At 57.3% G+C, this 20,053-nt stretch carries 17 protein-coding genes; 10 read left to right on the top strand and 7 right to left on the bottom strand.

The genetic code is table 11. The features are described 5' to 3' along the window. The first annotated feature begins 107 nt into the window (after positions 1-107). The 4 genes from ORG26_RS15240 to uvrA all read left to right on the top strand — a co-directional run bounded on the left by ORG26_RS15240 (position 108) and on the right by uvrA (position 4,943). Complete coding sequence (locus ORG26_RS15240) at positions 108-905, top strand: LamG domain-containing protein (RefSeq protein WP_266363205.1); 798 nt, start codon at positions 108-110, stop codon at positions 903-905. A 49-nt stretch (positions 906-954) separates the two neighbouring features. After that, positions 955-1,545 carry a hypothetical protein gene (locus ORG26_RS15235; RefSeq protein WP_266363203.1) on the top strand — a complete coding sequence of 197 codons (591 nt, stop codon included), beginning with the start codon at positions 955-957 and terminating at the stop codon, positions 1,543-1,545. A gap of 12 nt (positions 1,546-1,557) precedes the next feature. Then, entirely contained in the window at positions 1,558-2,013 is a 456-nt protein-coding gene (locus ORG26_RS15230; protein ID WP_266363202.1) for a peptidoglycan L,D-endopeptidase MepK, read from the top strand. Between the two features lie 74 nt (positions 2,014-2,087). Next, on the top strand, positions 2,088-4,943 hold the full coding sequence (gene uvrA, locus ORG26_RS15225) for an excinuclease ABC subunit UvrA (protein ID WP_266363200.1): 2,856 nt from the start codon (positions 2,088-2,090) through the stop codon (positions 4,941-4,943). Between the two features lie 309 nt (positions 4,944-5,252). Here the strand turns inward: uvrA and tnpA are convergent, their stop codons facing one another. Further along, a complete protein-coding gene (gene tnpA / locus ORG26_RS15220) occupies positions 5,253-5,702 on the bottom strand; it encodes an IS200/IS605 family transposase (RefSeq protein ID WP_266363198.1) in 450 nt (149 codons plus the stop codon). A gap of 187 nt (positions 5,703-5,889) precedes the next feature. Between tnpA and ORG26_RS15215 the strand changes: the two genes are divergently transcribed. From ORG26_RS15215 to ORG26_RS15200, 4 genes are all read left to right on the top strand, one after another. Then, positions 5,890-6,387, top strand: a complete 498-nt coding sequence (locus tag ORG26_RS15215) for a hypothetical protein (RefSeq protein WP_266363196.1) — start codon at positions 5,890-5,892, stop codon at positions 6,385-6,387. Positions 6,388-6,555: 168 nt separating this feature from the next. Next, a complete protein-coding gene (locus ORG26_RS15210) occupies positions 6,556-7,275 on the top strand; it encodes a 3-keto-disaccharide hydrolase (protein ID WP_266363194.1) in 720 nt (239 codons plus the stop codon). 109 nt (positions 7,276-7,384) lie between these two features. Further along, positions 7,385-8,269: a hydroxypyruvate isomerase family protein gene (locus ORG26_RS15205; RefSeq protein ID WP_266363192.1), complete on the top strand. Its 885-nt coding sequence runs from the start codon at positions 7,385-7,387 to the stop codon at positions 8,267-8,269. 245 nt (positions 8,270-8,514) lie between these two features. Continuing rightward, entirely contained in the window at positions 8,515-10,080 is a 1,566-nt protein-coding gene (locus ORG26_RS15200; protein WP_266363190.1) for a hypothetical protein, read from the top strand. Here ORG26_RS15200 and ORG26_RS15195 read toward each other — a convergent pair. The 4 genes from ORG26_RS15195 to ORG26_RS15180 form a co-directional block, all read right to left on the bottom strand. Continuing rightward, the gene (locus ORG26_RS15195) at positions 10,042-10,863 is read right to left on the bottom strand and encodes a DUF1206 domain-containing protein (protein WP_266363189.1); all 822 of its coding nucleotides are present in this window, start codon (positions 10,861-10,863) and stop codon (positions 10,042-10,044) included. The two genes, ORG26_RS15200 and ORG26_RS15195, sit on opposite strands and share 39 nt — an antisense overlap. A 69-nt stretch (positions 10,864-10,932) precedes the next feature. After that, positions 10,933-11,541: an IMPACT family protein gene (locus tag ORG26_RS15190; RefSeq protein ID WP_266363187.1), complete on the bottom strand. Its 609-nt coding sequence runs from the start codon at positions 11,539-11,541 to the stop codon at positions 10,933-10,935. An 87-nt stretch (positions 11,542-11,628) separates the two neighbouring features. Then, complete coding sequence (locus ORG26_RS15185) at positions 11,629-14,001, bottom strand: family 78 glycoside hydrolase catalytic domain (protein ID WP_266363185.1); 2,373 nt, start codon at positions 13,999-14,001, stop codon at positions 11,629-11,631. 65 nt (positions 14,002-14,066) lie between these two features. Next, positions 14,067-15,071, bottom strand: a complete 1,005-nt coding sequence (locus ORG26_RS15180; protein ID WP_266363183.1) for a YpdA family putative bacillithiol disulfide reductase — start codon at positions 15,069-15,071, stop codon at positions 14,067-14,069. Between the two features lie 156 nt (positions 15,072-15,227). Here ORG26_RS15180 and priA point away from each other — a divergent pair, with 156 nt between their 5' ends. Next, positions 15,228-17,735 carry a replication restart helicase PriA gene (priA, locus tag ORG26_RS15175; protein WP_323134265.1) on the top strand — a complete coding sequence of 836 codons (2,508 nt, stop codon included), beginning with the start codon at positions 15,228-15,230 and terminating at the stop codon, positions 17,733-17,735. Between the two features lie 17 nt (positions 17,736-17,752). On the opposite strand, the gene ORG26_RS15170 is transcribed toward priA, so the two are convergent. Together ORG26_RS15170 and ORG26_RS15165 are read right to left on the bottom strand one after the other, a co-directional pair. After that, on the bottom strand, positions 17,753-18,154 hold the full coding sequence (locus ORG26_RS15170) for a hypothetical protein (protein WP_266363181.1): 402 nt from the start codon (positions 18,152-18,154) through the stop codon (positions 17,753-17,755). Between the two features lie 24 nt (positions 18,155-18,178). After that, positions 18,179-18,670 carry a pPIWI_RE_Z domain-containing protein gene (locus ORG26_RS15165; RefSeq protein ID WP_266363179.1) on the bottom strand — a complete coding sequence of 164 codons (492 nt, stop codon included), beginning with the start codon at positions 18,668-18,670 and terminating at the stop codon, positions 18,179-18,181. 341 nt (positions 18,671-19,011) lie between these two features. Here ORG26_RS15165 and ORG26_RS15160 point away from each other — a divergent pair, with 341 nt between their 5' ends. Further along, complete coding sequence (locus ORG26_RS15160) at positions 19,012-20,028, top strand: helix-turn-helix transcriptional regulator (RefSeq protein ID WP_266363177.1); 1,017 nt, start codon at positions 19,012-19,014, stop codon at positions 20,026-20,028. Positions 20,029-20,053 lie beyond the last annotated feature (25 nt).

Raw genomic sequence — 20,053 nt, 5'->3', positions numbered from 1 at the left:
AGCAAGAATACGTGAGGATGCGTGAGGAACGGGGATAACGCGGTTTTACATGACAATGTGTTTACCAAGGTGTTGGTTTGTGTCGTCCTACATAAATTCAATCACCCATGTTCTTTACAAAAAAGTCCATCCTGCCTTTATGCCTTTTCTTATCCGCGGCACTCTGCCTTCTTTCGTCCTGTGAACCGAATGACGTAACGCTGGAGGAAACCAGTCCGACTACTTATCTGGAAAAGCCTTCGGTTAATCCATCCGGCGTCATCAGCACCCGTCAACTGGGCTTGAAGTTTGACGGAGTGGACGATTACATAGAAATCCCCAAAACCCTGTTCAGCGGTCAGCCAACCGCGGAACTGACCATCGAATGCTGGGTTAAAACGAATGACCACAATCAGGAGGTAGGGCCTATCTTCAACAAATACGCTTACTGGAGCGAAGCGAAAATTGAATACCGTCGGGGTTCGTTGAACTTCTTCTACGCATGGCCACAGCCCCCCAATTATCCAGCCTCGCTATTGACGGGTCAACTGCCTGATGGAAGCTGGACCCATATTGCCGTCACCCTGAAAAACAACCTTTGTAAAGTGTACCGGGACGGCAAACTGGCAGGCAGTACATCCGCGGCTTATCCAATTTCGTGGCAAACCGCTCCGGGGGAATGTACCCTTGCCGCCGGGGAATGGGGGCGGACGATCTACTATTTCAAAGGGATCATTTCCAAATTCAGAGTTTCGCGGATCAGCCGCTACAATGCGGATTTTACGCCTAAAAACGACTTCGTAACGGACACAAATACAGAGTTGCTTTATCGGTTTACAGACACGCGCTCCCAAACGATTAAAGACCACAGCCGTAATGCGAATCATGGAATTATTCACGGAAATCCAACCTGGGTACAGGAGTAAATGAATGCTCAATCCAGCAAAGCCAGTTGCCATTTTACCTAATTCCTCCGTGCTCAAAAAAACCATCAAAGCCTACCGCTCAGCCCTGGAACAGACCATCGACTGGGCCCGGATTGAAGCGGAGCAGCAGGCAACCGCCCGCTACGACACCGCCAGTCGCACGTTTATCGGATATGGGCGGCTGGGCGCCGTGGCGGATTTGATGCCGTCCGGAAAGCTCTGGCATCTGGGCTTTACGGACGGCATCAACCAGGAGGAAATCAGCGAAGACCTGAAGTTCATCGCCGCGTTTGAGCAGGTAGCGGCCAAACGGGATATGTATCCGGGCGAAGGTGACGGCAACCCGCAGCACCTCTACCTCTCCCGCACCTTTCACCGCATGCCGCTTTTTGGCGTAGAATATGCCACGGACGGGCAACAACGGCTTCGGGTCTTCCTCCGGGAAAAGGAAGCCCGGGCCTTTGCCGCCACGCTCCGGCAGTATACCGTATTCCGGGCCCGATTTCTGGTCAAAGTCCTTGGCTTTGAGTCCTCCGGAAAAGAAAACTGGAAACTCGCCGAAAGCCGCCGGGACGTGGAATACAGCGGACCTAACCGAAAAACCGCCCTGTATACCGAGCGCGAAGATCTGAAAAATTAATTCTATTCCGTTTTGACTAAACCGATTTACCGACGATTCCGCGCTGTTTTCGTCCTCCTTGCGTTCGGGCTTCTGAGCGGCTTCGGCTACCGTTTTATGACCTACTCGCGTTTGTCTCCCACGGTAATCCAAAAGGAGCGCCTTCTCCGGCAGCAGCTGCGCGGGCAGGGATACCAGCCGAACTACTGGATCATCAGCGGCTACCGGGCTCCGTGGCTCAACCGCATGCTGCCGCTGGCGTCCAAACGCAGCGTCCACCAGCAGGGGCTGGCCATCGACATCTGGATCTGGGACGTCAACGGCGACGGCCGCAGCAACCGCCGCGACGTAGAAATCTGCGTGAACACCCTCGACCGGATCGACCGGCAGCAGAAAAGCCTGCGCGGCGGCTTGGGCACCTATTACAAAAGCGTGGGGCGCATGGTACACTTCGACGTGGCCGGGCGGAAGCGGCGCTGGGCCGAGTAGTGGAGAAAGCTTTACCAAACGGCAAACCAATTTCGGTTCTTTTCTGTTGCTCTTTGGAATAACCCCTTCACAACGTGACGGAACAGAAAGCTTCGCTTACCGATATTGACCTGACGGGCTTTGAGCAGATTGAAGTGCTCGGCGCCCGCGAACATAACCTCAAAAACATCGACGTGACGATTCCCCGCAACAAGCTGGTGGTCGTCACGGGCATCAGCGGCAGCGGCAAATCGTCGCTGGCGTTTGATACCATTTATGCCGAAGGACAGCGCCGTTACATGGAAAGCTTCTCGGCCTACGCCCGGTCTTTTCTCGGCGACATGGAACGGCCCGATGTGGACAAGATCAACGGCCTGAGTCCGGTCATTTCCATCGAACAGAAAACGACGTCCAAAAACCCGCGTTCGACGGTCGGCACCACCACGGAGATTTACGACTTTCTCCGTCTGCTGTACGCCCGCGCTGGGGAGGCGTTCTCGTACGCCACGGGCCGCCGCATGGAACGACAGTCGCAGGACCAGATCATCGACGCCATTCTGGCCCAGTATTCGGGCAAAAAGCTCGTGCTGCTCGCGCCCGTCGTGCGGGGCCGCAAAGGGCATTACCGTGAACTGTTTGTGCAGATTGCCAAACTCGGCTACACCAAAGTCCGCGTGGACGGCGTCGTGCAGGACATTGTGCCCAAGATGCAGCTCGACCGCTACAAGGTCCACGACGTGGAAATCGTCATCGACCGGCTGGTGCCCAAAGCTGAAACCGGCGACCGCTACCGGCTTTCGCAGTCGGTCCAGACGACCCTGAAACAGGGCAAGGGCGCCATGCAGGTGCTCGACGAAGCGGGTCAGGTGATTTATTTCTCCCAAAACCTGATGGACCCCGAGTCGGGAATCAGCTACGACGAACCTTCGCCGAACACTTTTTCGTTCAACTCGCCCTATGGCTGGTGCCCGACCTGTCAGGGTCTGGGTCAGGTAGAGGAAATCACGGAAGAATCGGTCATTCCGGACAAAAAACTGAGCATCAGCCGCGGTGCCATCGCCCCGCTGGGCGAATACCGCGAACTCTGGTTTTTCCGCGAAATTGAAGTCATTCTGAAGAAATTCAAGCTCAGCCTGACCACGCCGCTCGAAAAATATCCGGACGAACTCATCAAAATCCTGCTTTACGGCACGGACGAAGAAACCGCCCCGCCGCCGGGCAAAAAGGCCGGAGAGGAAACCTTCAAATTTGAGGGCGTCATCAACTTCCTCAAACGCCAGCAGGAGAACGGCTCCGACAAGATTCAGGAGTGGCTCAAGGATTTTATGGTCGTGAAGGCCTGTCCGGAATGCGGCGGCGCACGGCTGAAAAAGGAATCGCTTTATTTCCGGATGGACGATAAGAACATCGCGCAATTGGCGCAGATGGACATCTCGGAGCTTTCCGACTGGATTACCGGGCTGGAAGACCGTCTTTCGGAGCGCCAGAATGTGATTGCCAAAGAGATTCTGAAGGAAATCCGCAAACGCATCGGCTTCCTGCTCGACATCGGCCTCGAATACCTGACGCTCGACCGGCCCCTGCGGACGCTCTCGGGCGGCGAAGCGCAGCGCATCCGGCTGGCCACGCAGATCGGCACGCAGCTGGTCGGCGTCCTTTATATCATGGACGAACCGAGCATCGGCCTGCACCAGCGCGACAACGTCAAGCTCATCGAATCACTGAAAAATCTGCGGGACCTGGGCAATACGGTGCTGGTGGTCGAGCACGACAAGGACATGATGCTCGAATCGGACTACATTCTGGACATTGGTCCGGGCGCGGGCCGTCATGGCGGGCAGGTGGTCGGCCACGGTACGCCGGAGGAGTTTCTACGCAACGGCAGCACCACGGCGGAGTTCCTCAGCGGTCGGCGGGCTATCGAAGTACCGAAGAAGCGGCGCGAAGGCAACGGCCATGCGCTCGTCATCAAGGGCGCTACCGGGCATAACCTGAAAAACGTAACCCTGAAACTGCCGCTCGGCCAGATGATCTGCATCACCGGCGTGTCGGGTTCGGGTAAGTCGTCGCTCATCCACGAAACCCTGTTTCCGATTCTGAACCGGTATTTCTACAAATCGAAACGCGAACCGCTGGCCTTCAAAGCCGTCGAAGGGCTGGAGCATCTGGACAAGGTCATCGAGGTGGACCAGTCGCCCATCGGCCGGACGCCCCGCTCGAACCCGGCGACGTACACGGGCATGTTTTCGGAAATCCGGGCCTTGTTCGCGGAGTTGCCGGAAGCCAAAATCCGGGGTTACAAGCCGGGCCGGTTCTCCTTCAACGTGAAGGGTGGTCGCTGTGAGGACTGCGAAGGCGCGGGCATGAAGAAAATCGAGATGGAGTTTCTGCCGGATGTGCACGTGGCCTGCGAGACCTGCAAGGGCAAACGTTTTAACCGCGAGACGCTGGAAGTGCGCTTCAAAGGCAAATCCATCGCCGATGTGCTGGACATGACCGTCGAACAGGCCCTGGAGTTTTTCGAAGCCCAGCCCAAGATTCTGCGGAAGGTACAGACGCTGAACGACGTAGGCCTGGGCTACATCACGCTCGGGCAGCACGCCACCACGCTTTCGGGCGGCGAGGCGCAGCGGGTGAAACTGGCCGAGGAATTGTCGAAAAAAGACACGGGCAAGACGCTGTACATCCTCGACGAACCAACGACGGGTCTGCATTTTCAGGACATCGCCCACCTGCTCGACGTGCTCAACAAGCTGGCCAACAAGGGCAATACGGTGCTGATTATCGAACACAACCTCGACGTCATCAAGGTCGCTGACCACGTGATTGACCTCGGCCCGGAAGGCGGCACCAAAGGCGGGCAAATCATCGCCGAAGGCTCGCCGGAAAAAGTAGCCAAAGCCAAAGGCAGCTACACGGGTAAATTTTTGAAAATGGAGCTGGCGGGGTGAAACCGTTGAAACGGTTAACGGCACACCGGCGTACGGCCTCTTGGCCCACGGATTAATCCGTGGGCTATTTTTTGTCCTGCCGGACTCTACGATAAACTCCGTTCCGGACTCGCGGGTAAATCCGTTTGGACCCACGGATGAAACCGCTTGAACCCACCGATGAATCCGTTTGGACCCGCCCATGAATGCGTTGAACCCATTGATGAATCCGTTTGGACTCATGGATAAATCCGTGGGCTGGGTAATACGGCATTGCCCACCGATGGATCGGTGGGTAAACGGTGCTCCCGGCTGCGCCCACTAACCGTTTCAACGGTTTCCCGCTGTTACGCCGTCAAGTCCGTACTGGCGCAGAAACCGCTCGTACTCCTCCGAAAAGGTCATGCGCCGGTGGTGCTCCTCCTGGTTCTGAATGTACGCCCGCCTCCGCTCCACCTGCGACTCGCTGACCGAAAACGCGCCGTACCCCGTTTGCCAGGCGAACTTTTGCGGTAGCAGATTCCGCCGGTTGACTTCGTGCGAACTACTGCCTTTGACCTGCTTCATGACATCGGCCACGGACCATTGCGGACTCAGCAGAAACAGGATATGCACATGATCTTCCACGCCGTTGACGCACTCCATCCGACACTGCAATTCCTGCAACTGCTGCCGGATGAGGTCATACAAAACAGGTTTGACGGCCGGACGAACCAACGGCTGACGGTTTTTGGTGCTGAATACGGCGTGAATCCAGAGTTTGGTGTACGGATGGGCCATGACAGAAGGGGGATGAGCCAGTGAAACGGTTCAGCCCACCGATTCAACGGCGGGTTTGCGATTGGGACGGGACATAGCCAAAAAAATTACCGCCCCGTGTTCGGTAAACCCCGCGTTTCCTAACCGCTTTAAACACATTTCCCCCTTCAGCCGTTTAAGTATAGATACCAGTCCATTTTTCAACGCCATGGAAGACAATAATCGCGATACCGAAGCCCGGCAAAGTCCGTTCGATCCGGCGGCCCGGGACCCGGAATTTTACTCGAAAGACCCCTACCAGCACGGCACGTCCGACTATGGCCGGCCTACGGAAGGAACCAATAACGAACAGTTCAACTCCGTATCAGGAATGGACCAGAGCGTCGAAAGCGCCGATCTGATTCGCCAGCTTCGGGAGGACAGCAAGTTCAACGCTGAGCGCGAAGCGCGGCCCGACAGCCACGGCAGCAATCAGGAATGGGATGTAGACCCAGCCGTGATCGAGAAAAGCCGCCGCGATGCAGCCAGCCAGCCGCGCCACATCGAAAGCGGTCTGCCCAGCAGCATGGAAGGACTGCCGGACAACCCGTCCGATGAAGCTCTTTTCCAGCGCCGGGGGGCTACCCTGCTGGAACCCGACGACAACCCGCAGGAAGGCTATGATCCGCACGGGTCGGGTTACAACGAACCGGATTCCAAAAAATAAAATCAAACCCGACAAAGCCGCTTCTTCACCGAAGCGGCTTTTTTGTGCAGTAAAATCCGGAAACATACCGCTTTTTCGTTCGAATAGTACCAGAGTTCCGCCGGTTTTCGGATATTGCTCCCTTGACCGGGGAAGCTCCTGTTTCCCGAACTAAATCTTTATCGTTTTATGAAACGTTTTGTGAAATTCGCTGGCAGCCTGGCCCTTGTCGCCCTGGCCCTGACGGCATTCAGTCCACTCCCTTCTGAAGCTCCGCTCAAACCCAAAAAGAGCAAGTGGGTTAGCCTTTTTGACGGAAAATCGCTGGCCGGCTGGCATAATTACCTCGGCAAGGGTGTGTCTGACAAATGGGTGGTGGAAGACGGCGCACTGGCCTATAGCGGCGGCAACGGCGGCGGCGACATCGTGACCGACAAAGAGTACGGCGACTTCGAACTCGAACTGGAGTGGAAGATTTCGGAAGGCGGTAACAGCGGCATTATCTACCGCGTCCATGAAGACCCCAAATTCAGGTCTACCTACAACACCGGCCCGGAAATGCAGGTGCTCGACAACGAACGCCACCCTGATGCCAAGATGGGACGCAACGGCAACCGCACGGCCGGGTCTCTCTACGACCTGATTCCCACCTCCGACCCCACGGCCGTCAAACCCGTTGGACAATGGAACAAGGTGAAGCTGGTGGTCCATAACGGCCGCGCCGAGCACTGGATGAACGGCAAAAAAGTGGTGGACTACGCTACCTCCGGCCCGGAATGGGACAAGATGGTCAGCGAAAGCAAGTTCAAAGGCTGGGAAGGCTTCGGCAAGTTCAGCAAAGGCCGTATCGCTCTGCAGGACCACGGCGATAAGGTCTGGTATCGGAATATTCGGATTCGCGAACTCTAACCAATTGCGAATGAGCGAATGAGTGAATGAGTGAATAGCTTCGCTAAATTCAGACCCTGCGAAGCTATTCACTCATTCACTCATTCGCTCATTCGCTCATCTACTTATTATGACAACCTCCTCCCGCCGAACGGCTCTGAAGAATATCGCCGGTGGCGCTTTAACCTTGTCTTCGATTTCAACCCTCGCCTCTGGCATGGAACCGCCCAAACTGAAAGGAAATATCCGCCACTCGATCAGCCGGTGGTGTTACCAGAACATTCCGCTGGAAGAACTTTGCCAGATCTGTAAGGACCTCGGCATCGAATCCATCGAGCTGACGGGCCCCGACGAATGGAAAGTCATGCAGAAATACGGGATCACCTCGGCGATGGGACAAACCGCCTGGCCGAAAGGAACCGGTCTGCCCAATTTCTGGAACAACCCGAAAAACCACGACGTACTCGTGGAAACGTACACCCAGCTGATTCCGCAGGCTAAGGACGCCGGGGTTACCAACCTCATCTGCTTCTCGGGCAACCGCAACGGCCTGACGGAGTACCAGGGTCTGCTCAACTGCCAGAAAGGGCTGAAGCGCATCATGCCGCTGGCGGAAAAAAATGGGGTTACGCTCACGATGGAACTGCTTTCGTCGCGCGACAGCCACCCGGACTACCAGTGCGACAACGTGGAATGGGGCGCGGTGCTGGCCGAAATGGTCGGTTCGCCGAACTTCAAACTGCTGTACGACATCTTCCACATGCAGAGCATGAGCGGCGACCACATCCGCAACATCCGGCGCTACGGAAAGTACATCAGCCATTACCATACCGGCGGGATGCCCGGCCGTCATGAGATCGACGAGACGCAGGAAATCTATTATCCCGCCATCGTAAAGGCCATCGTCGATAGCGGCTACAAAGGCTTTATCGGACAGGAATATATTCCCTCGGCCAAAGACCGCCCCAGCGTTGTGGCGGGTCTGAAACGGGCCGTCGAAATCTGCGACGTATAGACGCTTCCGGACTAGCTTAAAAACGGGCTGTATTCTAGAATAGCGGAATACAGCTCGTTTTTTGGTATCCTTACTTTTGGCTCAACAGGGTGTGGTTCGCCATCTGGCGTGGGTCGCCCGGCCTTGTTGCGGCTTTATTTCCAGACACTGTTCACGAAAGAATCCTGCCGAACGGTACAGTTTTTGCCAGCTGCTTACACGCTGGTTTGGCAATAGAACCGGCGCCGTAACTTGATTCTTTCTGTATGAGCGTTCGTACATTGAGGCTGGCCAGTCTGATTTACCTGCTGCTGCCCGCCATTCTGTTTACCCTGGGCTGGTTTGATCCAATTTTTTCGATTCCGGTGCTGATCGGTTTCGGCTTTCTGACGGTGAGGGCCTTTCGGGAGCGTTCCGATGTGGGGGCAGACTTTACCCGCCAGGACCTTTTCTACCTGGCCGGGATGGGCCTGGTCCTGACGCTTTATTCGGGCATCGCCGGACTCAGTGCGCAGATGTTCGACCACTGGGGACATAACGCCAAATACTACGACCTCACGGTTCACAACTGGCCGCTGTTTTTTCCCGAACGGGATCGCTACGCCACCTACTATTTTGGCTTTTACCTCGTCCCCGCCTTTCTTTCCAAAATCACGCTGGGACGGCCGTACGAGCCGTTTCTGGCCGGCTGGACCGCCATCGGCTTTTTTCTGGGAATAAGCTGGGTCTATCTGGTGACGGGGCGCCGCAAACTCCTGCTGCTGCTGCTGCCGCTGGTGGGCGGGCTCAACAACGGGCTCAAGGAACTGCTGCTTCATAGCTTTTACGGAAACCATCCGATTACGCCCCATCTGTACGGCTTTGTTTCCTGGTTCGATCAGTTGCAGTGGGTGCCCAACCAGCTGGTTTCCTGCACCCTCATTTCGGGGATGCTGCTGTACAACGCCTTTCACCGGCGGCAGTTGGAGTCAACCTTTTTTCCGATCACGCTCTCGTTCATCTGGGCCGTTTTTCCGGGTGCGTTCTTTGTGGTTTTATACGGCTTTATCCTGATTCAGAAGTCAATCGGGCAGCCTTTTCTTAAATTTTTCCGGGAAACGCTGGCTGCTCACCTGGTCGCCGGGCTGATTTTCCTGCCCACCTTTGTTTACCTGAATTCGGGCGACGGCATGCCGGTTGCCGGTTTTATCTGGGAGTATGAGGCATTTCCGAAGCTGGCCATGCGCTATTTCCTGAGTGTGGTGCTGGACCTGGGCATTTTGTACGCCCTGTGCCGCTACGTGACCCGCCAGTTTCCGCATCTGTTCCCGTCCTGGTTTGTGACGGCGCTGTTTGTGCTGTTCTTTCTGGCGACTCATTACCGCGTCGGCTATTACAACGACTGGCTCATGCGCCTTCAGCAGCCGATGCTGACCATCACGGGTATCATCATTCTCCGCGGACTGGCCGAAGCGTTCGACCAAAGCCCGGTGGCCCGTCCGGCCATGCTGAAATGGATGGTTCCGATTTTGATTTTGTGGTCGCCGATTGCGCTGCGGCGGGCCGCCCGGACCACTTACCGCAACGCCATCACGACCGCCATTGCGGGCAAGCCCATGTACAACCCCATTCCGTACGACAAATACCCCAACACCTACCAGTTTCTGCTGCACAAGCATAGCCAGCTGGAAGCCAATCAGTATTTGGGAAAGAAAAACTCGGTTTACGAACGCTATCTGGCCAACAAGGGAGCGCACGGCCCGTTGCTCTTTAAACCTACGGTAGCCATCACGACCGCTCCGCTTCCGTCCAAGTCAGGCGGCCCTGAAAGGAAAGTACCGGGCCATCAGTAACATAAAAAGGCCAAAAAGGGCCAGCCCCGCCGCTTCGGCCATCACCAGCAGGTGGCCGAACGGCAGGTAGGAAATCGCCTGAATGACGTCGTTCATGCCTTTTACCTGCTCGGAATGTCGGGTGACAGCGGCCTGAATCAGCGAAATTCCCGACACACTCAGCAGCACCGACAGGGCCAGAAAACCGCCAAAACTGCAAACGGTGCCTACCGCTTTGCCCAGCGGCGGCAGCTGCCCTTCGTCCATCGCTTTGACGACGGCGCCGGTGAGGCCTTTGTACCCCTGAACGAGGCCCCAAAGCAGCATAATGGCCCCGATTCCGCCCACCAGCCAGCGCCCGCCCGGCGTTTCGATCTGGTCGGCAATCCAGATTTTTTTGCTGTGCTCCGGTCCGGCCTCCCGATGCAGCAGCAACTGCAAGGCTGTCCAGGCCAGCGCGCCGTACGAAATGGCGCTGATCAGGTAAGTCAGGCGGTAGATGAGTCCGCCCGGACTACGGCCTTTTTCGTAAGGGTCATTCCAGGCTTCCAGCAGCCGCCAGAGCAGGTGGCCGGTCAGAAAAAGGGCGGTGAAACCCAGCAGAAAGCGCCCGGTCAGGGTATCGTTCCAGCTTTCGAGCACCTGACGGCGGTTGGGGTGAGGCCCGCCGAGCTGGAGGGCAAAATTCCAGGCAAGCACCGATACAAACAGAAACAAAAGGCCCTTGATGACGTAGCTCCAGCGCGCCAGCAGTTCAACAACCCGTTTACTTTTCTCAATTGTCTCCTTTGAAGACGCCAGCATAGGTGGTTTGGAATGATTGGTATTCCTTAACTACCTGCGGACCCTTTTAGTCTTATTCTGATTCAGAAATCAGCCCAGAAACGTCACCCGGACGCCTTCCATCTTTTCCAGACGGCCAATTACGGCGTTCACCAGCGTCCGGCGGAGTTCAATATCGATGCGGCATTCGGATTCGAACGACTGGTTCAGCACGGTAAGCTGCTGTTCTTTAATCAGCCGCATTACATCGTTGAGCCGCTCGAACCCAACGTCGATCCGGTAGCTTTCGTTGACGGTTTTCGAGACGATTACCGCGTTCTCCAGGGCTTCCACCGTTGCCAGTTTGTAGGCATTAATCAGCCCCGGAACCCCGAGCAGCGTGCCGCCGAAATACCGGACCACCACCACCAGTACATTCGTGATTTCTCTGGAATACAGCGTGTTCAGAATGGGTCTTCCGGCCGTACCGCTGGGCTCGCCGTCGTCGCTGATGCGGTAGTGGTTTCTGTCCAGCCCGAGCCGCCAGGCGAAGCAATGGTGGTTTGCCCTGGGATGTTCGCCGCGAAGCGTCTGGAGGTGGATTTTGGCGTCTTCTTCCGTGCGGATGGGATAAGCAAAGGCCAGGAACTTGCTCCCGCGGTCGCGAAATTCGCCCGTTACGGGGCCGTCGATGGTTCGGTACGTATCGTCAAAAAGCATGGGGCAAAGATACGGAATGTCCAGCGGCGGCACGATTTTAAGTCGTGCCGCCGCCAACCGGACGCCAAACGCCAGAATCCTGCGCCTTTACAGCGTAATTTCCTGCCGCCCCGGCTTCAGCGCCACGGATTTTCCGTTCCATTTCAGGGTTCCGGTCAGGGCGCCGGGCAGGGTCACCACGCCGCGGAGGGCGCCCGTCGGTGCTTTCTCGAAGCGTACGGCGATGGTCCCCGCCGGGTGCGGCATGGAGCCTTCCGCGAATTGCAGACTGCCCAGATACGGCGTGATGAGCACCGACTTGAAGCCCGGCGAACCCGGATTGATGCCGCAGACCGTCGACAGAAACTCATAATTCGGCGAGGCACTCCAGGCGTGGCAGTCCGAGCGGGTGGGCTCGGGATTCTCGGCGAAGGTTGTCAGACCCGTGTTCAGCATATCGCGCCACGGTTGCAGCAGAGATACCAACTGGTCGGCCTGTCCGGTTTTTTTCAACGCCTGAAACAGGTAAAATTTAAAGTAAAACGTCGCCTGGGTCAGATTTTTATCCGTCGTGATCTTTTGCAGCACGGTGCGTTGCTGGGCGGCGGGAACGGCATCGGTCAGGACGGCCAGGATGTTGGCGTGCTGGCTGAAGGTCTTTTTTTCCGGCGTATCGGCCAGGATGCCGCGACCAGCATCCCAGCAGCGTTCGTAGACGGCTTTGGTCAGGCGTTTGGCCAGGGCGTTGTAATGTTCAGCCTGTTGGTTTTTTCCGAAATAATAAAACAGATTCGCCGCCCGCTGGAGGGTATACGCCTGCTGCAGCGTCAGGATGGCCGAGCCGGTTTTGCCCCCCGGCGGAACGCCGCCGATGCGTGCCTCCTCGGTCCACGGCCAGGCCCAGTCCACAAAATTCCACCATTCCATCGGGCCGTTCAGGCCGGTCGGAGCCAGCCGTTTTTCGTGCCAGTCGAGCACGGCGGCGATGCCCGGCAGAAACGACTGCACGAACGCATCATCCTGCCGGTGCATCCAGTAATCGTGCACCATCGTCACCCAGAAGAGCGAAAACGTCGGAATAACCTGAAAATCGGCGCTGGGATAGCGGCTCTGCGTCAGCCCTTCGTTGAAACGGCTGTGCTCGTAGTCGGTCAGGGCTTTGCGCATCAGCCGGTCGTCGCCGGCCACGTAGAGCGAAATCAGGGACTGGATGCGGGTATCGCCGACGTATTGCAACTGTTCGTAATACGGGCAGTCGTAGTAGGTTTCGCCCGCGCAGAGGCGGGCCGTGCGCCAGCCGACATTCCAGATGTCTTTCAGCCCGGCGTCGCTGCTGGCAAACGTGGCTTTTTCCTCGAACGGATAGGCCGTAAACTGTCCGACAATGTCCTGCAGCACCAGCGGGTCACGCTCCGTCTCGACCGTAATCTGGAGGTAGCGGTAGGTCCGGAACCAGAGCGGCCGGAACGTCCGGCTGTTGGAGCCATCGGCCACAAACTGGTCTTCAAAGCCAATCAGTTGCCGGTTCTCGACCTCGTTGCGGTTGCCTTTCTGCCGCTTGCTGTCCACCAGTGCTTCGGCGTAGGAGAGCGTCACGACGGCGTCTTTCCCGCCGCTGACGGTCAGTTCGGGATAAGCGTTTGTCAAATAACCCTGATCGAGCAGAAACACGGCGCGGGTTCGGGCCGGCACGCGGACGGGGCTTTTTCCCTGCACAAACGAATTGTCCATTTTTCCGAATTCGGCGCGGCGGACGGCCGTCAGGCGCAGGGGCCGTTCTTCCATGAGCGGAATCGGGCGCGGGACCAGATGCCAGTTGCCGTCCGACCCGAGGGCTCGGCCTTTGGCCGGATAGCCGATGGCCCGGGCGGCGGGCCAGGCCGAGTCGTCGAAGCCGGTCTGCTCCCAGCCCCAGGGATACTGGGCGGCATTGACGCGGTCGCCCGCGCCGATGACGATGTATGTCCGCAGTTTGGCGTTGTCGTTGATGACGGGCGAATAGGCCGGATTCTGGTAAACCTTCCAGGAATTATCGGTATTGGCTATTTTTTCGGCGTCCGTATCGCCCTGCACGATAAAGCCGAGGCCGTAGCTCATCTGCGAGAACGGGGCGTGTTCGGCCAGGTGCCAGACCTGCGCGGCCAGCGTGTTTTTGCCGGCGTTCAGGTACGGTGCCAGATCGACGGTTTCGTAATACCAGTTCTGCGTATCGCTGCGGGCGGGGCCGTGCACGACGGGCTTGCCGTTGACAAACAGCCGGTAGCGGTTATCGCCCGAGACGTTGATGACGAAGCGCCCCGGCTTCTGCGGCAGATCGAACGATTTCCGGAAATGATAAATGCCGTAGGCTTTCGAAGAAGTGGTCGGGTGAATGATCCAGCGGGCCTGCCAGTAGTCGGTAGCCCAGCGGGGCGTTGCATTCGGGGTTTGAGCGGTGGCGGCGTTGACAATCAGCAACAAAATCAGAAACAGACGCGTCATGTGAGCGGAACGGGGTTTGCCCGTAAAAATGCACATTTTTACCGTTCTACTCAGCCGCCACCCGCTTAAATCCGCTCAATCAGTTCCGCTACTTTCCGCACCGGCTTGCCCGTGATGTGGTCGATGATGGCTTTGGCGTGGTCGCGGCCGTTTTCGATGAACACTTTTTCGGTATAAATGCCCGCCATGACCGTCCCGCAGACGTACAGCCCCGGCACGTTGGTTTCGAACGTTTCCTTATCATAAACCGGCACCTGCGTATCGTCGTTCAGCTCGACACCGCAGCGACGCAGCAGCGACGCATCGGGAATGTAGCCCGTCAGAATCAGCACGAAATCGGCGGGGAGCTCGGTTTCCTCGCCGGTTTGCAAATTGGTCGCGTATACCTTGCCCGGCTCGATTTTGGTCACGCAGGAGCCGAAACGGGTGTGGATCTTACCTTCCTTCACGCGGTTTTTCACGTCCGGAATAAGCCAGTATTTGACCGTTTTGCGGAAATCGTCGCTCCGGTGCACGATGGTCACGTGGGCGTCGGCGCGGTACAGCTCCAGAGAGGCTTCCACGGCCGAGTTGGACGCCCCGATGATGACCACGTTCGTGTACGAATACTGAAACGGCTCGTCGTAGTAGTGCGTCACGTGCGGCAGGTCCTCGCCCGGAATGCCCAGCCAGCGGGGTTTGTCGAAATAACCCGTTGCCAGGATCACCTTCCGGGCCCGGTACTCCTCGCCGCCGGTGGTATAGACGGCAAACGTGTCCCCCGCCTTCTCAACCCGGTCGACTTCGGTAAACAGTTTAAAATTCAGGCCGTAGTAGCCGGTTACTTTCCGGTAGTATTGCAGCGCTTCGTTCCGGTTGGCCTTTACGCCCGCGATGGGGAACGGAATGCCGCCGATTTCGATGTTCTCGGCCGTCGAAAAGAAGCGCATCATTTTCGGATAGCGCCGGATGGATTCGGTCAGGCTGCCTTTTTCCAGGATCAGATGGCTCAGGCCGGCTTTTTTCGCTTCGATGCCCGCCGCCAGTCCGCAGGGGCCGCCACCGATAACAAGTACGTCGTATAACTGCATGGTAATTAGCTATTTCTCAAAGGGTATCCGGAAAAGACAAAGGTCGTCAAAGAGCGCCGGGAAACGTTTATCTCTCTGGATAAACTTTAGGATTCAACTTTTTGTCCCCGAAAAACAGTTTAAAATACGTTATCTTGCTTTAAAAAACTCGCCGCCTTGCAAACCTTGCCGCTGACATATTTTCTCGACGAAGAAGTAACCTATTTTGCCGACCTCATTCTGCCCGTCCCCATTCCGAAGCTGTTCACCTACCGCGTGCCGCGCGACATGGCCGACCTGCTCAAAATCGGGGCGCGGGTGATTGTACCGTTTGGCAAAAACCGGGTCTACACGGCCGTCGTGGGGCGCATCCACACCCAGCCGCCGAGCAATTACCAGGCAAAATACATCCTCGAACTGCTGGACGAATACCCGCTCGTGACCACTTACCAGCTGGAGCTGTTTCAGTGGATGGCGGAGTATTACCTCTGCAACATCGGCGAAGTGCTGAACTGCGCCCTGCCGTCGGGACTGAAGATTACGAGCCAGTCGAAGGTGCAGTACAACCCCGATTTTGACCACCCGCAGCTGCTGACGGAGGAGGAAACGGCGCTGCTGGAGGAACTCAAAAAACACCCGGCGCTTTCGTACGAAGAACTGGGGCGGCTCGTGGGCGAAACGAATGTGCCCACCACCATCAAATCACTCGTCGGCAAGCGGGCGGTGATCGTGTTTGAGGAAGTGCGGGAAAAATACGTCCCAAAAATGGTGCGGAAAGTGCGGCTGCACCCCAATTACGAGCAGAAAGAACAACTGCTGGCGCTCATCACCCGGCTCGATAAGCTGCCCAAACAGCAGGAAGTGGTCATGCGGTACCTCAAGTACGTGCCCATGATGCACACGCCTTCGCTCAACCGCAAGGGCCTCGACAAAAGCATCCTGAACCAGGACGACGAACTCTCGCAGTCGTCGCTGGCCACGCTGATCAAAAACAACGTTTTCGAGACGTTTGAAGTCATTCTGCCCCGTTTTGCCGAAGACGCCAACACTCCGACCGTGGAGGTGAAACTGACCGAAGTGCAGGGCCGGGCGGTGAGCCAGATCATCGGACATTTTCAGGAGAAAGACATTGTGCTGCTGCACGGCATTACGGGCTCGGGCAAGACGGAGGTTTACATCAACCTGATCCAGAAAGTGCTCGACAGCGGCTCTCAGGTCTTGTATCTGCTGCCCGAAATCGCCCTGACGACCCAGATTGTGGTGCGCCTGAAAAAGGTTTTTGGCGACAAAATGGGCATTTACCACTCCCGGTTCTCGGACAACGAGCGGGTGGAAGTCTGGAAAGGCATTGTCTCGGGACAGTACCAGTTTGTGGTCGGCGTGCGCTCGGCGGTGTTTCTGCCGTTCGACAATCTCGGGCTGATTATCGTGGACGAAGAGCACGAAACGTCCTACAAACAGCACGACCCCGCCCCGCGCTACCACGCCCGCGACGTGGCGATGATGATTGCCCAGCGGCAGGGCGCCAAGGTGCTGCTCGGCTCGGCAACGCCGTCGATTGATACGTATTACCGGGCTACGCAGGGCTTTTACGGGCTGGTGGAACTCCTCCAACGCTACGGCGACGCCCGGCTGCCGGACACGGTGCTGGTCAACACCCGGATCGAAAAACAGAAGCGCCTGATGAAGAACGAATTTTCGTCGGTGCTGCTGGAAGCGCTGCAGTCCAACCTAGAGCGGGGCGAGCAGAGCATTCTGTTCCAGAACCGCCGCGGCTATTCGCCTTACCTGCAATGTGAAGATTGTGAGTGGATTGGCGAATGCCACAACTGCGCCGTGAGCCTGACCTACCACATGCGCGACGCCGAACTGCGCTGCCACTACTGCGGCCATAAAGAACCCGTGCCGAAGGTCTGCCCGGCCTGCGGCTCGCCGAAAGTGCGGACCATTGGGTTTGGCACCGAAAAGATCGAAGACCAGTTACAGATTCTGTTCCCGTCGGCCCGCATCCAGCGCATGGACCTGGACACGACGCGCACGAAGAACGCCTACCAGCAGATTATCCAGGAGTTTGAAGGCGGCAACGTCGATATTCTGGTCGGGACGCAGATGATCAGCAAGGGTCTGGACTTTGATAAAGTGAGCCTCGTCGGCATTTTCGACGCCGACCGCATGATCCATTTCCCCGAATTCCGGGCTACCGAGCGGGCGTTCCAGATGATTACCCAGGTCAGCGGCCGGGCCGGTCGCCGGGCCGACCGGAAAGGCAAGGTGATTATACAGACGAGTAATCCGCAACAGGCCGTTCTGCAAAAAATCATAGAAAATGATTATCGGGGGTTATTCGAAGAAGAAATTTCAGAACGACAGAATTACAACTACCCGCCGTTTTCGCGGCTGATCAAACTGACCATCAAACATCCGGAGCAGCATGTAAGCCTCGGCGCCGCCCAGCGGCTTGTCGGTCGCCTGACCGAGAAACTGGGGGCCAGCCGGGTTCTCGGGCCGGAGCAGCCGCTGGTGGAGCGCATCCGCAACCAGTTTCTGTACGACATCGTCATCAAACTCGAACGGTCGATCAACCCCAAAGCAGCCAAAGATTATATTCTGGAGCAGATCACCGACATTTTGTCGGACAAGGGACTCAAGCAGGTGACGGTCGTGGCGGATGTGGATTGTTTGTAACGCCGCAGGCGCCCGGCTCAGACGGCCGCGGCGACGCGTGTTCCTCTGAACGGAATCTTCTCGTCGATGACCGCTTCGATGGTTTTCAGCACCCGGTCAAAGTCTTCGGGATAGGCGTTGGAGCCGAATGAGCGGGTTTCCTGCCCTTTCCGGTGGATGACGACCTCCCACTGTTCGCCGTCGGCTATGGCGGTGTTGTAGTACGAGCGGTTCCAGCGGGTGCAGGGTTCCAGCGCCAGAAACAGCGTCTCCATATCGCAGGAAATCACGCGGGCTTCCCGAAAAAACTGCTGGGTGCCAAACGGACGGTCGCTTCGGTAATACAGCAGTTCGCCGCGGTACGTTTTCAACTGGCAGTTGGTTCCCTGGTTATTGCCCACAAAAAGGGAAAAGGATAAGGCTCCGGTTGGTAGGTTCATGGTGGTATCGATAGCTGTTTTTGTTCAGTACAGGGCGCCGCGCAGCACAACGGCCCGCTCGCGCAATTCGTATTTTCCCAGCTCGGCATTCCACAAGCCGGAGCTATCCAGCCCGGAACTGTCCAGCCCGGAACCGTCGAGGGTGAACGCCCGCAGGTCGGGCGACAGCGTCCGGTACTTGGCCAGGGCATTCAGCCAGACCGTCCGGTCTTTGTACGGGGCCAGCAGCATGCGGGCGCGGTTGAGGTAACGGTGCTGCCGCGGCGACCACACGGGCCGCTCCCACCAGGCCGTACCGTCGTTGTTCAGAATGTCGGGCAGGTCTTCGGGAGCGGCCGTGGGCAGCAGTTCGGCCAGCACGTACAGGCCCAGTTCGACGTTCAATAGCCGGGTTGCCAGCTGACCGGGCAGGTTATGCCGGTAGCGCAGACGCGTTGCCAGGGGTTCCTGCCAGTGCATGGCATTGGCGAAGGGCGGTTGAAACGTGGTCAGTAACGGGTGCCGTGCCGGGTTCATAGTTCTTTGTTGTTTACTGTTCATTACAAAGATTTAACTCCCAGACCGTAACCTTTTTACGGTCTTCTTTTTTTCTCGAAAAATTTTCCGGAAAATTACACCCGTCGGGTCCGCCGTAGACCCGAGCGCTCAAACCCGTGGTTGTAAACGGTTTTGACCCATTTCCATTCAGGCGGTGCAGGCGGGCAAAACCGTTGAAACGGTTCAATTCAGGCATCAGGGCTATTTCCGGGTCCCCACCGTTGAACCAGGCCCCCACCGTTGAAACGGTGGGCTAGGGTGCCACAACCCCAATTCAATTTTTAATTCTTAACTCTTAATTCATAATTCATAACTCCCCTATGCCGCTAACCCGTTCCGCCTTCCAGCGTTACCGCATCATCGATGAGGTTATCAGCCGGTATCCGCGCCGGTACTCCAAACAGGCGCTGTTTGAACTGCTGCAGGATCGCTGCGGCATCCGGTCGCTGTCTTCGCTGGAAAAAGACATCCAGCGGCTGCGGGAGGACCACGATGCGCCCATCGCCTACTGCAAACGCAGCAACGGTTATTATTACACCGACCCGCAGTTCCGGCTGCTGCGCCTGATGCTCACGCCCGACGATATGGAAGCCCTCGACTACGCCCGCGAAGTGCTGGCAGCCACCCAGGGCGCCTCGTTTGCCGACGAACTGACCAACGCCCTCCAGAAAGTCCGGCAGAGCCTGGACATTATCCGGGAGGTAAAACCCGAGGACGGAGCGGCCCTCTCGCCCGGCCGGAAGGTGGTGTACGTGGAGGAAAAAGTTCTGGGCGGCAACCGGCACTACGTTCCGCTGCTGATCCGGGCCATCAACCAGAACCGGCAGGTGCAGTTTCAATACCAAAAACACGAAGGCGGCGAGCCGGACCCGAAGCTGCGCCGTCTGCACCCGATTCTCCTCCGCGAAGTCTGGGAAAGCTGGTACGTCATCGGCTACGACGAAGCGACCGGCCGCGAGCGCACCTACGCCCTCGACCGGATGACGGGCCTCCAGATTCTGGACGAGCCCTGCGCGGTGCCGCCCAGCGTCCTGACGTACGTTTCCGAGTTGTTTGAACACATTTACGGAATCACCGACAGCAGCGGCCCGGTGGAGGACATTATGTTATCGTTTACGCCCCTGTTTGGCCGTTACGTGAAAGCCAAGCCCATTCACCAGACGCAGGAAGTGGTGCGCGACGACGAAACCGAGTGCGTGATCCGGCTCCGGCTGGCCCCCAACCGCGACCTGCTGATGCACCTGCGGAGCTACGGCGAAGCCGTGCGGGTGCTGGAACCCGAGAGTCTGGTGCAGGAGGTCAAAGAATCCCTGGAGCGGGCGGCGGGGCGGTATTAACTAACAGTTCAGCCATTTTTCAACT

Source organism: Tellurirhabdus rosea (assembly GCF_026278345.1).
In the GTDB taxonomy this organism is placed as follows: Bacteria; Bacteroidota; Bacteroidia; order Cytophagales; family Spirosomataceae; genus Tellurirhabdus; species Tellurirhabdus rosea.
This window is presented reverse-complemented; position numbering and strand designations above follow the sequence as displayed.

Excerpts from the sequence above, each read along its gene's own strand:
- ORG26_RS15240 (WP_266363205.1), top strand. The coding sequence starts at position 108 with ATGTTCTTTACAAAAAAGTCCATCCTGCCTTTATGCCTTTTCTTATCC.
- tnpA (WP_266363198.1), bottom strand. The coding sequence starts at position 5,702 with ATGGCCCATCCGTACACCAAACTCTGGATTCACGCCGTATTCAGCACC.
- ORG26_RS15215 (WP_266363196.1), top strand. The coding sequence starts at position 5,890 with ATGGAAGACAATAATCGCGATACCGAAGCCCGGCAAAGTCCGTTCGAT.
- ORG26_RS15210 (WP_266363194.1), top strand. The coding sequence starts at position 6,556 with ATGAAACGTTTTGTGAAATTCGCTGGCAGCCTGGCCCTTGTCGCCCTG.
- ORG26_RS15205 (WP_266363192.1), top strand. The coding sequence starts at position 7,385 with ATGACAACCTCCTCCCGCCGAACGGCTCTGAAGAATATCGCCGGTGGC.
- ORG26_RS15200 (WP_266363190.1), top strand. The coding sequence starts at position 8,515 with ATGAGCGTTCGTACATTGAGGCTGGCCAGTCTGATTTACCTGCTGCTG.
- ORG26_RS15195 (WP_266363189.1), bottom strand. The coding sequence starts at position 10,863 with ATGCTGGCGTCTTCAAAGGAGACAATTGAGAAAAGTAAACGGGTTGTT.
- ORG26_RS15190 (WP_266363187.1), bottom strand. The coding sequence starts at position 11,541 with ATGCTTTTTGACGATACGTACCGAACCATCGACGGCCCCGTAACGGGC.
- ORG26_RS15185 (WP_266363185.1), bottom strand. The coding sequence starts at position 14,001 with ATGACGCGTCTGTTTCTGATTTTGTTGCTGATTGTCAACGCCGCCACC.
- ORG26_RS15180 (WP_266363183.1), bottom strand. The coding sequence starts at position 15,071 with ATGCAGTTATACGACGTACTTGTTATCGGTGGCGGCCCCTGCGGACTG.
- ORG26_RS15170 (WP_266363181.1), bottom strand. The coding sequence starts at position 18,154 with ATGAACCTACCAACCGGAGCCTTATCCTTTTCCCTTTTTGTGGGCAAT.
- ORG26_RS15165 (WP_266363179.1), bottom strand. The coding sequence starts at position 18,670 with ATGAACCCGGCACGGCACCCGTTACTGACCACGTTTCAACCGCCCTTC.
- ORG26_RS15160 (WP_266363177.1), top strand. The coding sequence starts at position 19,012 with ATGCCGCTAACCCGTTCCGCCTTCCAGCGTTACCGCATCATCGATGAG.